This is a genomic window from Sporosarcina thermotolerans, assembly GCF_030067815.1.
Lineage (GTDB): Bacteria > Bacillota > Bacilli > Bacillales_A > Planococcaceae > Sporosarcina > Sporosarcina thermotolerans.
The window spans coordinates 353895-370000 of sequence record NZ_CP125968.1; the positions used below are offsets into that span (position 1 = coordinate 353895).

The following is a 16106-nucleotide window of genomic DNA, read 5'->3' on the forward strand; positions in this document are numbered from 1 at the left end:
CTAAATATTAAGCCACAATGAAGAGAACCGACACCAATAGTTTTATCGATTTGTCGTTTATCCAACACTTTGCAGAAAGTGTTTAAAAAGTAGGTGTGGTGATTATGGAATGACTATCCCTACCGTGTATGCGATAATACTAATATAAAACCTACGTTTCATTAAAATGGTAAAGAGGTGTATTGATGAAGCCTGTCATTCTAGCTGAAAAACCATCCCAAGCAAAAGCGTATGCTGATGCTTTTTCTGTGCGAAAGCATGAGGGCTATCTTGAGATCAACCCATGCCCAATCTTCCCGGCAGGTGCGTACATTACATGGGGAGTCGGCCACTTGGTCGAGTTGAAGGAGCCGGATGCTTACAATCCCGCTTGGAAACGTTGGACGCTTGGTAGTCTGCCGATCTTGCCGGAACGTTACGAGTTCCAAGTGGCGAAGGGGAAATTCAAGCAGTTCCAGATTGTGAAGAAGCTGATTCGCGGGACGGATACGGTCATTAATGCTTGTGACGTGGACCGGGAAGGATCGAACATCTTCTACAGCATTTATTATCAAACAGGTGCCGCAACCAGACGATCAAGCGCCTTTGGATTAATTCGCTTGAGATGGATGAAGTGCGGAAGGGATTTGAGAACCTACGGGATAACCGTAAGGACCTGCAGCTGTATGAAGAGGCGAAAGCCCGGCAGATCAGCGACTGGCTTGTCGGGATGAATGCTTCCGCCTTTATACGCTTTTGTTGAAAGCGAAAGGGGTCCAGGAAGTGTTTCCAATCGGACGTGTGCAGACTCCAACAGTTTACTTAATCTATCAACGGCAACGAGAGATTGAGACGTTCGTATCTGAACCATTTTTTGAAGTGGAAGCCACTTTTAAAGCTGAACATGGTACGTATAAAGGAAAGGCAAAAGCGAAGGAGCCGAAACGGGAGCTTATTCAGGAACTTCTTGCAAAACATGGAATACAACCGAATTCACCAGGGACGATTACATCTGTCACACATACAGATAAGCGGACGCCCCCACCACAGCTGCATTCCCTATCGACCCTACAGGCTACGGCGAACCGGCGATGGAAGATGAGCCCGGCAAACGTGCTGAAGACGATGCAAGGTCTATATGAAAAGAAGCTTGTCACCTACCCGAGGACGGACGCTCGCCATATTACACCGAATGAATTTGCCTATTTGAAGGACCAGGTCGGAGACTACCAACAATTAGTCGGGCATCCATTCCCTGTCGCTTCGCTTGCTCCGAAAAAACGATATGTCGACAGTTCGAAGGTGCAGGAACACTATGCAATCATTCCGACGAAGAAGATACCCACGCAAGCGGTAGTTGGTCGGATGTCCGCCATCGAGCGAAATCTTTACGAGGAAGTTGTCCGAACGACACTTGCCATGTTCCATACCGATTACTTATACACGGAGACAAAAGTGACGACGGATGTGAATGGCCTAAGAGTTTTACACGACGGGTAAAACGGAGAGGGATTTAGGATGGAAGGCTTTATTCCAACGGTCTAAGGATGACAAGGACGAGCCTGCCTTGCCGCCACTTCGCATTCAAGAAACAGTGGCATCCGATATCGGAATAAAAGAAGGAAAGACAATGCCGCCTAAGCCTTATACAGAAGGTCAGTTAATTGCAATGATGAAAACATGCGGAAAGCTTGTCGAAGACAAAGAGGAAACGGATATTCTAAAAGAGATTGAGGGACTCGGGACGGAAGCAACCCGAAGTGGGATTATCGAAACGATAAAAAAGCATGGGTATATTAGTGTATCTAAAAATATTGTATCGATTACAGAGAAAGGCCGTGTACTTTGTCAGGCAATTGAGGGAAACCTTCTTGCCAGCCCATCGATGACAGCGAAATGGGAAACCTATTTGCGCAAAATCGGCAACGGCGAAGGAAGCGGACCGCATTTCCTCGATAGTATTTCAAAGTTCATCACAAAACTATTGGATGATGTGCCGAAGCAGTTAGAGGCAAAACCAATTGATGCGTCGAGGGTTCCCCCACGACAGTCCAAATCACGAGGCTCCTATCAAGCAGTGGAAGTGGCTCCATGTCCGACTTGTAAAACTGGAACGATTGTAGCCCGCAAAGAGTTTTACGGATGCAGTAATTATAAGAATGGCTGTAAACAGACTTTCCCGGGTATTTTCCTGAAGAAAAAGCTTACACCTACACAAGTGAAGCTTCTATGTACGAGTGGGAAAACGAATACCATAAAAGGATTTACCGCGAATAATGGCAATAAATTCGATGCATGCCTTTCCTTGGAGGATGGGAAAATAAATTTAGTGTTTACTTAACAAAATCCACTTGAGCCTTTGAGGTACAAGTGGATTTTCTTACTCTTATACAGCTTAGGCACTTAAGAATGAACTCTTTCAATTATACTACTCCAACCGAGAATTTAGGTTTTTCAAACTCTGCACCGTACTCGTCACTGTAAATATGACATGCCACCCAATGATCATTTTTGTACTCATTTAACTCTGGAATCACCTTCGCACATACATCTTTGGCGTATGGGCATCGTGTTCTAAAACGACAGCCACTTGGGGGGTCTATCGGGCTCGGTATATCTCCCTTAATCGTTACTTTTTCACGGGATCTTTCCACCTCTGGATCAGAAGTCGGAATTGAGCTTAATAACGCCTGCGTATAAGGGTGCAGTGGACTATCGTACAGCTCATCACTCGGCGCTACTTCAGCCATGCTGCCTAAGTACATTACTCCTACTCGATCACTTATGTGCTTTACCATTGACAAATCATGTGCAATAAACAAATAGGTAAGTCCGTGTTCGACTTGTAACTTTTTTAATAAGTTTACAACCTGAGCTTGAATGGACACATCCAATGCTGAAATGGGTTCATCCGCTACGATAAATTGAGGATCGACAGCAAGCGCTCTTGCTATGCCGATTCGTTGACGTTGCCCGCCGCTAAATTCATGCGGATATCTATTTCCATGATCACTGTTCAGCCCGACAGTCTCAAGCAACTCATTTACACGATTGGTTCGTTCTTTTTTACTTTTCACTAAGCCATGAATGTCCAATCCCTCGGCAATAATATCTTTAACTGTCATTCTAGGATTTAAAGAAGCATAAGGATCTTGAAAAATCATCTGCATATTTCTATTAAACTTTTTCATTTCCTTTTTCGTTTTCTTCCCATGTACATCTTCATCTAAAAAGTAGATTTCGCCGTCCGTTGCCTCATAAAGCCCCATAATTGTTCTGCCCGCAGTGGATTTTCCACAACCGGATTCCCCAACTAAGCCAAACGTTTCCCCTCTATAAATGTCAAAAGTGATTCCATCCACTGCTTTTAAAATTGTGTTCCTGCCCATAGGAAAATGCTTCTTTAGATTTTTAATTTCCAACAGTTTTTCTCGATTTTTATACATGAGCTTTCTTCCCTCCCACAACCGCCGTTTCCGGGATGTCCACTTTAGGAGCACGTTCATCAAGTAACCAACACGCCGTCTGTTGGGTATCAGACAAATGGGTGTGTTCCGGCATATGTTCTTTGCACACTTTCATTGCATACGGACATCTTGTCACGAAAGGACAGCCTTTTGGAGGATCTGCTAAGTTCGGCGGAGAGCCAGGAATTGCAAGCAGTTCCTCTTTCCTGCTATTTAATTTGGGCATAGACCCTAATAGTCCCCAAGTATACGGATGTTTGGGATTATAGAAGATTTCATCTATATTACCGGTCTCTACAATTTTCCCGCCGTACATTACTGCCACTCGGCTCGCTACACTTGCCACTACGCCCAAATCATGTGTAATTAAAATGATTGCAGTTCCTATTTTTACTTGTAACTCACGCATTAGCTCTAAAATTTGGGCTTGTATGGTCACGTCCAATGCTGTTGTCGGCTCATCTGCAATTAAGACTTTAGGATTGCACGCCAATGCAATTGCGATCATCGCACGTTGACGCATACCCCCAGAGTATTGGTGGGGATACTGTTTAATCCGGGTTTCAGGGTTCGGTATCCCTACAACTTTCAACAATTCAATTCCTCTCAGATGCGCTTCTTTTTTAGTCATTTTTTGATGTTTGATTAAACTTTCTGCGATTTGGTTTCCGACCGTCATCGTTGGATTAAGAGAAGTCATAGGGTCCTGGAAAATCATACTGATTTCTTTTCCACGGATTTTTTGCATTTGTGTTTCCGTTTTTCTAGTTAAATCTTCCCCATTGAACATGATTGAACCGCCGACAAACTTTCCCGGGGGCATTGGCACAATCCGCATAATGGAATGTGCCGTAACACTTTTTCCCGAGCCGGATTCCCCTACAATCGCCAATGTTTCGCCTTCATTCAGTTCAAAAGAAATTCCACGAACGGCCTGGACATCTGCACCGTACGTTTCAAAGGATACCGATAGGTCATTTACGTCTAATATTTTTTTCACGTTCATCTGCCCCCTTATTTACTCTCTTTTGGATCCAGTGCATCTCTTAATCCATCTCCAATGACATTAAATGCAAGAATGGTTAAACAGATAAAAAATGCCGGGAAAAAGAGTTGGTGTGGAGTGTATTGGAATGCCGGCAGTGCGTCTGATGCCATCGTTCCCCAACTCGCGCGAGGCGCAGGTACGCCTAAACCTAAATAACTTAGAAACGCTTCTGTAAATATCGCTGTTGGAATGGTCAACGTCAATGTCACTAAAATTGGCCCAATTGTATTTGGCACTAAATGTCGGAATAACAATCTGGAATTACTCGCTCCGAGAGACTTTGAAGCCAACACATACTCCTCAGATCTCAGTTGCATTACTTGCCCACGCACAATTCTGGCCATACTGATCCATCCGGTAATGGTCATTGCAATAATCATTGTCCATAACCCTGGGGGCATTACGACCATTAGGAGGATTACAACTAAAAGATACGGGACGCCATATAGAATGTCAGCAACACGCATCATATATTCATCCACTTTCCCGCCAAAAAATCCGGAAACAGCTCCCCAAATTACCCCAATAATCAAGTCAATCAATGAAGCCATTAAACCGATGAATAATGAAATCTTGCCCGTACCAAGTGCGTGCAAACACATCCCTACCCAAGTTGTCTGTTCCGAACCAATGCTCCGCGGATGGTGTCTGGTTTGCATTTATTAAATCTGTGTCATCGTAACTTTGCCCAGAAATGGGTCCTCCAATAAAAGCCATAATTGCTAAAAAGATAATGACAGCAACGCCGAAAAGTGCTAATTTATTTTTTTTGAAACGCCTCCAAGCATCTTTCCAGTAAGACGTACTTTCACCGACAATTTGCTCTGCCGCCGCTTGGTCTACTAACAATGTTTCAAAGTCGGATTGTTTTATATTTGCTTGTACCATTAACTTCTCGCCCCCTTACCCGACAGTTTTATCCTTGGATCAACCAATCCATAAATAAAATCGACTATCAAGATCGAAACGAGTAAAAGGACACTATAGAAAACAGTCGTTCCCATAATTACTGTGTAATCCCGATTTGTAATACTGACAACAAACTCATTTCCTAAACCAGGAATCGCAAATATTTTCTCGATAATGAAGCTTCCGGTTAATATGCCGGCAACTAAAGGGCCCATGTAAGAAACTACCGGTAATATGGCATTTCTTAAAGCATGTTTGTAAATAACGACTGCTCCTGATAACCCTTTTGACTTTGCTGTTTTAATAAAATCGGCATTCATAACTTCCAGCATGCTCGAACGCATTAATCGTGCAATGAAAGCAAGAGGCGTCGTTGCCAGAGCGACTGCCGGTAAAATTGTATGTGCGAATGAATCGAACCTGGCAATCGGCAGCAAAGATAATTGGATGGAGAAGATATATTGTAAAATCGTGGCCAATACGAAACTTGGTACAGATATTCCAAGTATCGCTACAACCATCACGGAGTAATCTCCGGATTTATTATGATAAAACGCTGCGATTACACCAAATAAGACCCCGAATGCAAGTGCCAAAAATATTGCTTCCAATCCAAGGACTAAAGAATACGGCAAGCTTCTTTTTATAATATCCGTGACTAGTTGTCCCTCGTATTTAAACGATGGGCCAAAATCAAAGGTAGCGGCATTGATCAAGTAATCAAAGTACTGTTTGTAGATTGGATCATTCAATCCGTATGCGTCCATCATTTGTTGTTCGATTGCAGGAGAAGTCTTCCGTTCAGACGTAAAAGGTCCGCCGGCGCTAGTTTCATTAACGCAAAAGTAATAGTTATAATAAAAAAAAGGGAAACGATAATATACCCAACCCTCTTTAGCAAATATTTAACCAAATGATAACACCCCCGAAGTCTATAAGGTTATGAACTTTATTTCTTTTAAACACAAAAGGGGGGTGAAAGCGAATCACCCCCTATAAATCCTATTAACATTTAAAGTTTGGACCTTATTCAGCGGCGATCCAACCCCACTTATATTGCACAACGCCAAGTGGTGAAACTTCAATGTTCCTAACTTTGTCATTATTTGTCCATACGTTCGTATAGTAGTAAATAGGCGATAATGGAAGTTCTTCCATGAAAATCGCTTCTGCATCACGTAAAATCTTCTCACGAGCCGCTACGTCTGTTTCTGTTCTTGATTTTTTAAGTAATGCTTGGTACTCTTTGTTCTCCCAATTTGTATAGTTGTTTCCGCCAACAGTTTCAAAGATTTCCAAGAAGTTGATAGCATCATTATAGTCGGCAATCCAACCCATTCGGCCAACCTGGAAGTTTCCTGCACCCATTGAGTCAAGGTATACGCCCCACTCTTCGTTATTAAGCTCAACACTTACCCCAAGATTTTTCTTCCACATATCTTGCACAGCTTGAGCGATTGCACCATGGGTTTCACTTGTGTTGTAGGAAAGCTTAACAGTCGGCAACTCGCTCAGGCCAAGTTCTTTTAAGCCTTTCTTCAATAACTTTTTCGCTTCATTTACATCATTATCTCCAAAGTATCCTTTAGCATTTTCCTCAAAGATCGTTGGTGGAACAAGCGCCATTGCCGGTAGCTGTTCAGCTTTTGTAATGTTTTCTACAATGCCTTTACGGTTAATCGCCATTGCAAACGCTTTCCGGATATTCACGTTATTGAACGGCGCTTCCTCAACGTTGAATGCGTAGTAGTATGTGCCGGCTAGTGCTGAAATATTTAATGTGCCTTCTTTTTTATAATGTGAAATTGCAGCAAGCGGGATGAGTCCGTTGGTGAACCCAACCAATCCAACTCACCTTTGTCGTACATTTGTTTCGCAGTATTTTCATCCATGATCATGAACATATTGATTGTTTCCAATGTAACTGTATCTGCATCCCAGTATTCAGGGTTTTTCTTAAGAACAATTTTGTCTTTATGCTTCCAGGAATCCAATAGGAACGGACCGTTTGTAACATAGTTATCCGTTTTTTCTTGTGCCCAATCGCTCTTTCCGTCAACAACTTTAGCGTTAACAGGGAAGAATGTATGGAATGCTGTTAAATCTATGAAATACGCAGTCGGTTGCGCTAACTCTACAACCAATGTGTGATCATCTTTTACGGTAATGCCAATATCGTCCAACGAGCCGCCTTGTTCCTTGGCAGCTTCGGCGCCTTTAATCATATACATTTGATAGGCGTAATCAGTGTCCACGTTGGCAGGGTTCAATACCCATTTCCATGCATATTCAAAGTCGCCAGCCACAACTGGATCACCATTTGACCATTTTGCATCTTTACGAATTTTAAAAGTATACGTCAATCCGTCTTCTGACATCTCATAGCTTTCCGCCATTGCTTCTTCTACTTCACCTTGTTGGTTTACACGCATTAAACCTTCAAAAACTTGGTTTAACACTGCTCCTGAAGTTGTGTCCGTAGCGGAACCTGGATGTAGGGAAGGCGGCTCCTCTCTCACGTTCACGTTTAGTGTTTGGTCAGCGGCCAATTCATCTTTTGACGGTTCTTTTGATGAATCTTTTCCGGCCTTTTTGTCGTCCCCACACGCAGCTAAGACCATACTGAAACTTAATACTAAAACTAATAAAATTGACCATTTTCTCTTTAACATTTCCTATCCCCTTTCAATCCTTTTCTGATATATTGAAATTATCAATATACCCTATAAACTATTATACCTCCGTTTTTCTTATTTTCAATCAGAAGTTTTGAAGATTACGACGGTTCCAAAATATCCGATAAATAACAACAAAATTCGACAAATCTGCTTTCAATAAATCTACCCGACCTCGAATCAAAATTAAAACGGCTTTCCCTTTAACAGGAAAACCGTTTTATTTTATTTATATTTTCTTTGGCCAAAAACTCCATTTCTTTCCTAACAGCACTAAGACCGCAGGAATGAGCAATGGTCTTACGACAAAGGTGTCAATCAGGATACCAAGCGCCATGATAAAGCCAAACAGCTTCAATTCGTATATCGGCATAGTCGCAAGCACAAGGAATGTTGCAGCCAAGATTACACCTGCGGAACTGATGACTCCTCCAGTACGCTCTAATCCTTTTCGAACAGCGTCGTCAAAAGGCATCACCTTCAACTCTTCCCGGATCCTTGCAATCAGCATGATGGAATAATCGACGCCAAGTGCAACTAAAAACACGAAAGCATAGAGTGGAATACGATAGTTGATCCCATCAAGATCAAGAAAAACTTCGAATAAGAAGTATGACAGGCCAAGTGTAGCTACAAATGAGAGCAATATGCTACCAATCATATAAATCGGTGCGATAATCGATCTTGTTTGGAAGCCTAACATGAATGTGATTAGAACTGTCATTAAAATCATGACAATCCAAGTATCCCTACCATTGATATCCCTCACATCCGCATTGATTGCTGTTTCACCCGAAATATACATTTCAGTATCCGATAAATTCGCTTCCTCGAGGATACTCTTACTGTCTTCGCGAAGCTTGAGTAAACCATCGAATGCTTCCGTTCCATATGGATTACCTTTAAATATAATCGAGAACTTCGCAGCTTTACCATCTTCATTTACTGGATTGCCTTGTGTTGTTACATCAGCAATAGCTGGATTCTCTTTTATCTTATCAATAACTGTTTTCATCTCTTCCATGCCTAATTCATGCTTAGAGACAAAAAGCAATGTCCTAGGTGCCAAACTTCCTTCCGAAAAATCAGCCCCTAACCTCTCATATCCAACGCGGGACGAAAGATCTTCCGGGAAAGAAGCGATAAGATCATACGATTCTTTCATGTTCGTCATATTCCATGCACCTAATACAAGAAGCAAAAGAATTGGAATCATGAATTGCAAAGGCTTTTTCGTAACGACATTCGCCACTTTGCCCCAGATTGATTTCTTTTCAACTGTCACATCACCGTATTTCGGGATGACCGGCCAAAATGCCTTTCTTCCGATAACCGCAAACAATGCTGGCAATAAAGTCAGACCTGCAATCAGCATCCCAGCTGCCGCAATTGCAAATACTGGTGCAAAATTACGGTACGGTTCATACAAAGCGAAAAACAACGTTGCGACACCTAATACAATTGTACTCCCACTAAAGAAAATAGGCTCCTTCACATGTTTCATCGTTTCGCGCATAGCGGCATTAGCATCCTCATGAGTCTTCAATTCCTCACGGTAGCGTGAAAAAATAAGCAATGAATAATCCGTGACGACCGCAAATAGCAAGATTGTCATTATCGACAACGCCTGGCTATCTACACCAAACCAACCTTGTGCTGTCGCAAAGCCAACGACTCGATCGACAACTGCATATACAATGCCCGCTCCAAGTAACGGGATGAGTGTCAATAAAGGAGAACGGTAAATGACTAATAGTAATACTAAAATAAGTCCAACCGTTGATAATAACAATACAATATCCGCTTGGCTAAATAGCTCGACCGCATCTGAAGCGATGCCAGCGGTCCGGTCCACGAGAGTTCGATTGTTTCATTGACTTGGGGCCCTACTAACTCCTTAATGGACTTTACTAGGTTATGCAAATCTTTTCCTTCAAGGTCTTTCGGCAAGCCTAAAGGGATAAAGAATGTTTCCCCATTGTCCGATAGAAAAGAAGCGCGTAGATTTGGCTGTAATTTAGATAATGGAATAACTTCCACTTCATCAAATACAGTATCATCTTTCACAGATTCAACTGCTTCGGCAAAACCTACAAGCTCTTCATCGGAAAGTATGCCATCCTTATGGAATACGGCAAAAAGCGGGATGCCACCCTCATTCGGAAAATACTTTTCAAGCTGTTTGGAAGCTACAATGGACGGTGCATCTGTTGGTAAACCGAAGTCTTTATTAGCAATTACATTTTCCTTACTGCCCGGTGCAAGAGCAGAAAGCAGGACCGTTAGCAAAAGCCATATACCGATGGAGAACCACCAAAGCCGCCTTCCTTTTAATTTTCCTTCAGTCATCAGCGTCTTCCTTCTTTCTCAATAAGAAATGTAATCAAAACAAATAATACAAAACTGACAAGTAGGACACTTCCTCCTACTATATAGAAGATAAGCGCAAACGTTTCATTCACATCGAACGGCTTCATGAATTGTAACCACATGCCTGCAGTCAAACCGATTGAACCGATGATTGCTGTCCATCCATGCGCTGCAACCATTTTTTTTGCCCGTACTTTATAGATTCTATAGAACACTCCCCATGCAAATACCGATAGCCATCCAACTAAAAGAATATGCGCATGGATTGGACGAAATGCATACGAGCCTGCCCCTGCCATATGGGATCCTAAAAACGCACCAATAATCCCAAATATTGCTGAAATGCGGATTAAGCGAATACTCCATTTTTCCTGCATGTCTATTCCTCCTGTTTTTATGTTTATCCTTATAGTAAAGAGCCAACATGAACAGAACATGAACGAGACATTACAATTTTGGAAGTACCACTATGAATACAGTGCCTACCCCTTCTTGACTTTCAACCTCCACATTTCCCCTGTGAAGCTTTACAACCTGATGGACGATGGAAAGTCCAAGCCCAGTACCTTCTATTTCCTGTGTCCTTGAATGGTCGACCCTGTAAAATCGGTCGAACAGTCGCTTCAAATGCTCTTCGGGAATTCCAACGCCCGTGTCCCGGATTTTGAATAACACATTTTCTTCATCATCTATAAGATTTATCTCAATCTCTCCGCCCGTTGAAGTGTATTTCAAGGCATTGGAAAGCAGATTCTCCCAAACCTTTTCAAGAAAGGCAGGATCACCTGAAAACTCTATTTCATCCATTTCCATTGCCAAAGAGATTTGCTTTTCCTCCAACAACCATCTATGTCTACGAATAATCTCCATTAATTGACCATCCAAGTTGAATCTTTTCGGGTCCAAAGGAGACTCCAATTGGTCCAATGACGTTAACAACAATAATTGTTTCGTTAATGAAGAAGACGTTCCGTTTCTGACTGAATGACTTTTGCATAGTTGTTTCGCTCTGTCTCCGGTAGCTCACTATCCATCAGTAAGTTTGCATACCCTTTAATATTGAGTAAAGGGGATTGGAAATCATGTGACACATCACTAATGAACTCCTTGCGAATACGGTCATTTTCACTGAGTCTCTCTGTCATGTGCTGAAAGCTTTTAGCAAGCTGACCAATCTCATCTCGACGGCTAATATCAAGAGTACCCGAAAATTTTTCTTCACCGACCTTTTTCGCCGCTATTGTCAGCTTTGTAATTGGCTCAATCAGCTTCTTCGCGACGATCAACATCGATAGAAGACTAACAACTGCCATTACAATAACCATGCCACCCAATAAGATGTGAACTTCTGTGAAAAGCAGTTTAAGATCTGGTCTCATAAAGAGCGCATAGGTTTTATCATTGTATGTAAATGGAACGCCTACAGTGTTCGCCAATTCATCCGAAAAAAAACCAGTCATAAATGTTTCCGCCTTTAAATCACGCATACCATGATAAGGTTTTCCACCTAACACCCTTTCGACTGATGTAGCCCTAAGGTTTTCAACCCGAAATGGAGCGCCATACATTGTTGCATCCCCATCTTCATCGACAACAAAAATCTTATAACCCGCTACCGCTTGTGTCTTGAAATAATTGTCCAGATTGGAGTGTCCGTCGGATTCAATATATTCCACCATTGCGAGAGCGATATTCATATTCTTCGTATCGTTTTGTTCTTTCAATTGTTGATGATAATATGTATTCACTACAAGAAATGCAATGACTGTACTTGTAAGCATGATTCCTGTTGTAAAGGAAAGAAACTTCCCATATAGAGACCTCATGATTCCAAGACCTCAAGCTTATAGCCAACCCCTCGGACTGTAGCTATCTTAATACCCTCAAGCTTGTCTCTTAGACGTTTAATATGAACATTCAACGTCTGCTCATCCCCCTGATAGTCAAAGCCCCAAACCCGTTCGATAAGGAAATTCCGTTCAAAGACCTGATTCGGCTTTGATGCAAGAACTGATAAGAGCTCAAATTCTTTCAAAGGTAGCAAAAGAACTCTTTTCCCGATGGACACTTCATAGCTTTGCCGATTTATTCTCAAAGGACCGACTTGAATTATTACATCTACAGCTTTGTCATATCTCCTTAGAATCGCATTAATTCGAAATAGCAGCTCTTTCGGCTCAAACGGCTTAACGACATAATCTCTGAACCTGCCAAAAAACCTTTTTCCTTGTCCTCTAACTCACCTTTTGCCGTCAGTAATAGGACTGGGATATCCCCTATCTCACGCAATCTTCTTGTCAACTCATACCCATCCATTTTTGGCATCATCACATCGACGACCGCCAAGTCAGGAAACTGCTCATCAATCCTCTCAAGCGCTTCCAAACCATTGGCAGCCTTTATCACTTCATAACCCTCATGGGATAGATGAATAGTTACGAGTTCCAAGATATTTATGTCATCATCTACTACAAGTATTCTCATTATCTTACCTTCCTTTTAGCCGAAGTCCTTAATTCTGCATTTAAAAGTCCCGAAACCATAAGGATGACAGCAGTAAAATAAAACCAAAGAACAAGCAATATGATTCCCGACAACTGGCCATACAATTTTGTATAATCAACATTTGCCACGTAGTTTCCAAAGAATAGGGAAAATAATTGCCAGCCAATTGCTGAAAAAAGTGCTCCGGGTAAAACTTCTTTTACTTTCATTCTACCTGTTGGAACCAATTTGTAAAACAATAGGAAAAACAGAATAAGGAATAGCGTCCCTAATCCCCACTTCACTAACGGCCAAATATAAAGCCAGCCTCTCCACTGTTCTACCGCATCATAGTAGGTAACCAGTTCATGTAACGCCCTTTCCACCAATGGGAGAAACAACGACAAAGAAAGAACTAACATGAATAATAAAGTTACACCTAAGTCTCGGATTAACACTTTCCAAAATGCATAGCGTCTTATATAGCCATTTGCCTGATCAAGAGAACGGGCCAACGACTGTACAGCAACTGAAGAAATCCAGAAAGCTATTATTAGACTCGTATAGAAAACATTTCCTTGCACTTTAAAAATGATCAACCGTACATTCTGCTCAATGATTAGATACGCCTCACTAGGGCAAACGGTTTAATGAAAGTTAAAAACGTCTCTTCATTGACGGGTAAATAACTGAGCAATGAAAACAGGAAAATGAGGAAAGGAAACATCGATAATAGTAAATAATACGCGGTCTGTGCCGCCTGATCAAAAAAGCGTTCCTTTAAAAAACGTAATAGTACTTTTTGAATTACCAACATCCTCACCTCCTTCCCTCAATATACCCTATTCTTAATTAAGAAATGGAATGCGGAAAAATTTTATTTTGAAAAGAGGGAGGGGATTTTGGAGGTAGGTTGGGCGCGGGGGACGGTTCTTGAGCGTGGGAGCAGACGTGTTGGGCGCAGGATGGGATTCTTGAGCGTGGGAGCAGACATGTTGAGCGCAGGACGGGATTCTTGAGCGTGGGAGCAGACGTGTTGAGCGCAGGACGGGATTCTTGAGCGTGGGAGCAGACGTGTTGAGCGCAGAGAGGAGATTCTTGAGCGTAGAAGAAGTATCTCGACAGATCTCTATATTTATTTTTTTAAACACAAAAAAACCACCCCCACAGGGATGGTCTTTGCCCGGCGACGTCCTACTCTCACAGGGGGAAGCCCCTACTACCATCGGCGCTGAAGAGCTTAACTTCCGTGTTCGGGATGGGAACGGGTGTGACCTCTTCGCCTTCGTCACCAGACTATGTAAGAACGATTTTGTTCGTTCAAAACTGGATAAAAGAGACATTGTTGCTACTTCAAGTTCAACCATACTTCATAACTTTAAGGTTAAGTCCTCGATCGATTAGTATCCGTCAGCTGCACGTGTCGCCACGCTTCCACCCGGACCTATCCACCTCATCATCTTTGAGGATCTTACTTACAAATGTAATGGGAAATCTCATCTTGAGGGGGGCTTCATGCTTAGATGCTTTCAGCATTTATCCCGTCCACACATAGCTACCCAGCGATGCCTTTGGCAAGACAACTGGTACACCAGCGGTGTGTCCATCCCGGTCCTCTCGTACTAAGGACAGCTCCTCTCAAATTTCCTGCGCCCGCGACGGATAGGGACCGAACTGTCTCACGACGTTCTGAACCCAGCTCGCGTACCGCTTTAATGGCGAACAGCCCAACCCTTGGGACCGACTACAGCCCCAGGATGCGATGAGCCGACATCGAGGTGCCAAACCTCCCCGTCGATGTGGACTCTTGGGGGAGATAAGCCTGTTATCCCGGGGTAGCTTTTATCCGTTGAGCGATGGCCCTTCCATGCGGAACCACCGGATCACTAAGCCCGTCTTTCGACCCTGCTCGACTTGTAGGTCTCGCAGTCAAGCTCCCTTATGCCTTTGCACTCTACGAATGATGTCCAACCATTCTGAGGGAACCTTTGGGCGCCTCCGTTACACTTTAGGAGGCGACCGCCCCAGTCAAACTGCCCACCTGACACTGTCTCCTGCCGGATCACGGGCAAGGGTTAGAAGTCCAATACAGCCAGGGTAGTATCCCACCATTGCCTCCTCCGAAGCTGGCGCTCCGGATTCCAAGGCTCCTACCTATCCTGTACAGGCTGCACCGGAATTCAATATCAGGCTACAGTAAAGCTCCACGGGGTCTTTCCGTCCTGTCGCGGGTAATGCGCATCTTCACGCATATTATAATTTCACCGAGTCTCTCGTTGAGACAGTGCCCAGATCGTTACGCCTTTCGTGCGGGTCGGAACTTACCCGACAAGGAATTTCGCTACCTTAGGACCGTTATAGTTACGGCCGCCGTTTACTGGGGCTTCAATTCAAAGCTTCGCTTGCGCTGACCTCTCCTCTTAACCTTCCAGCACCGGGCAGGCGTCAGCCCCTATACGTCACCTTACGGTTTTGCAGAGACCTGTGTTTTTGCTAAACAGTCGCCTGGGCCTATTCACTGCGGCTCTCTCGGGCTTTAACACCCTACCAGAGCACCCCTTCTCCCGAAGTTACGGGGTCATTTTGCCGAGTTCCTTAACGAGAGTTCTCTCGATCACCTTAGGATTCTCTCCTCGCCTACCTGTGTCGGTTTGCGGTACGGGCACCTCCCGCCTCGCTAGAGGCTTTTCTTGGCAGTGTGAAATCAGGGACTCCGGGGATAATTCCCCTCGCTATCACAGCTCAATGTTATAGGAACGGGATTTGCCTCGTTCCACACCTCACTGCTTAGACGCGCATGACCAACAGCGCGCTCACCCTATCCTTCTGCGTCCCCCATTGCTGATAACGGCGGGGAGGTGGTACAGGAATATCAACCTGTTATCCATCGTCTACGCCTTTCGGCCTCGACTTAGGTCCCGACTAACCCTGAGCGGACGAGCCTTCCTCAGGAAACCTTAGGCATTCGGTGGAAGGGATTCTCACCCTTCTTTCGCTACTCATACCGGCATTCTCACTTCCAAGCGCTCCACCAGTCCTTACGGTCTAGCTTCAACGCCCTTGGAACGCTCTCCTACCACTGACATCAAAGATGTCAATCCGCAGTTTCGGTGATCCGTTTAGCCCCGGTACATTTTCGGCGCAGCGCCACTCGACCAGTGAGCTATTACGCAC

The 16106-nt window shown here is 43.5% G+C and carries 8 protein-coding genes, 2 rRNA genes and 6 pseudogenes (1 of these 16 only partly in view); 1 reads left to right on the plus strand and 15 read right to left on the minus strand.

The features are described from left to right. Nucleotides 1–185: 185 nt before the first annotated feature. A pseudogene (locus QNH10_RS20980) lies at nucleotides 186–2320 on the plus strand (type IA DNA topoisomerase). Between the two features lie 82 nt (nucleotides 2321–2402). Here the strand turns inward: QNH10_RS20980 and QNH10_RS02045 are convergent. From QNH10_RS02045 to QNH10_RS02115, 15 genes and pseudogenes are all read right to left on the minus strand, one after another. Continuing rightward, nucleotides 2403–3425: an ABC transporter ATP-binding protein gene (locus QNH10_RS02045; protein ID WP_283733346.1), complete on the minus strand. Its 1023-nt coding sequence runs from the start codon at nucleotides 3423–3425 to the stop codon at nucleotides 2403–2405. Next, nucleotides 3418–4452: an ABC transporter ATP-binding protein gene (locus QNH10_RS02050; RefSeq protein WP_381426447.1), complete on the minus strand. Its 1035-nt coding sequence runs from the start codon at nucleotides 4450–4452 to the stop codon at nucleotides 3418–3420. The genes QNH10_RS02045 and QNH10_RS02050 overlap by 8 nt, the downstream gene beginning before the upstream one ends. An 8-nt stretch (nucleotides 4453–4460) precedes the next feature. Then, nucleotides 4461–5382, minus strand: a pseudogene (locus tag QNH10_RS02055) (ABC transporter permease). Further along, nucleotides 5382–6316 (minus strand): annotated as a pseudogene (locus QNH10_RS02060) (ABC transporter permease). Before QNH10_RS02060 ends, QNH10_RS02055 begins: the two co-directional pseudogenes overlap by 1 nt. Before the next feature lie 113 nt (nucleotides 6317–6429). Next, nucleotides 6430–8075 (minus strand): annotated as a pseudogene (locus QNH10_RS02065) (peptide ABC transporter substrate-binding protein). A gap of 232 nt (nucleotides 8076–8307) precedes the next feature. Beyond that, nucleotides 8308–9294, minus strand: a complete 987-nt coding sequence (locus QNH10_RS20985; protein ID WP_430541108.1) for an MMPL family transporter — start codon at nucleotides 9292–9294, stop codon at nucleotides 8308–8310. A gap of 66 nt (nucleotides 9295–9360) precedes the next feature. Continuing rightward, a pseudogene (locus tag QNH10_RS20990) lies at nucleotides 9361–10427 on the minus strand (MMPL family transporter); the annotation flags it as partial. Next, complete coding sequence (locus tag QNH10_RS02080; RefSeq protein ID WP_283733350.1) at nucleotides 10427–10825, minus strand: hypothetical protein; 399 nt, start codon at nucleotides 10823–10825, stop codon at nucleotides 10427–10429. The gene QNH10_RS02080 and the pseudogene QNH10_RS20990, both read right to left, overlap by 1 nt. Before the next feature lie 70 nt (nucleotides 10826–10895). Then, nucleotides 10896–11354 carry a sensor histidine kinase gene (locus QNH10_RS02085; RefSeq protein WP_283733351.1) on the minus strand — a complete coding sequence of 153 codons (459 nt, stop codon included), beginning with the start codon at nucleotides 11352–11354 and terminating at the stop codon, nucleotides 10896–10898. 47 nt (nucleotides 11355–11401) lie between these two features. Continuing rightward, a complete protein-coding gene (locus tag QNH10_RS02090) occupies nucleotides 11402–12274 on the minus strand; it encodes a sensor histidine kinase (protein ID WP_283733352.1) in 873 nt (290 codons plus the stop codon). Continuing rightward, nucleotides 12271–12932 (minus strand): annotated as a pseudogene (locus QNH10_RS02095) (response regulator transcription factor). Before QNH10_RS02095 ends, QNH10_RS02090 begins: the two are co-directional and overlap by 4 nt. Then, entirely contained in the window at nucleotides 12932–13531 is a 600-nt protein-coding gene (locus tag QNH10_RS02100; protein ID WP_283733353.1) for a YihY/virulence factor BrkB family protein, read from the minus strand. The pseudogene QNH10_RS02095 and the gene QNH10_RS02100 overlap by 1 nt, the downstream one beginning before the upstream one ends. 20 nt (nucleotides 13532–13551) lie before the next feature. Continuing rightward, a complete protein-coding gene (locus tag QNH10_RS21345; protein WP_283733354.1) occupies nucleotides 13552–13749 on the minus strand; it encodes a YhjD/YihY/BrkB family envelope integrity protein in 198 nt (65 codons plus the stop codon). A gap of 364 nt (nucleotides 13750–14113) precedes the next feature. Continuing rightward, nucleotides 14114–14228, minus strand: a 5S ribosomal RNA gene (gene rrf / locus QNH10_RS02110). Nucleotides 14229–14312: 84 nt separating this feature from the next. Continuing rightward, a 23S ribosomal RNA gene (locus QNH10_RS02115) occupies nucleotides 14313–16106 on the minus strand; it runs 1132 nt beyond the window's last position.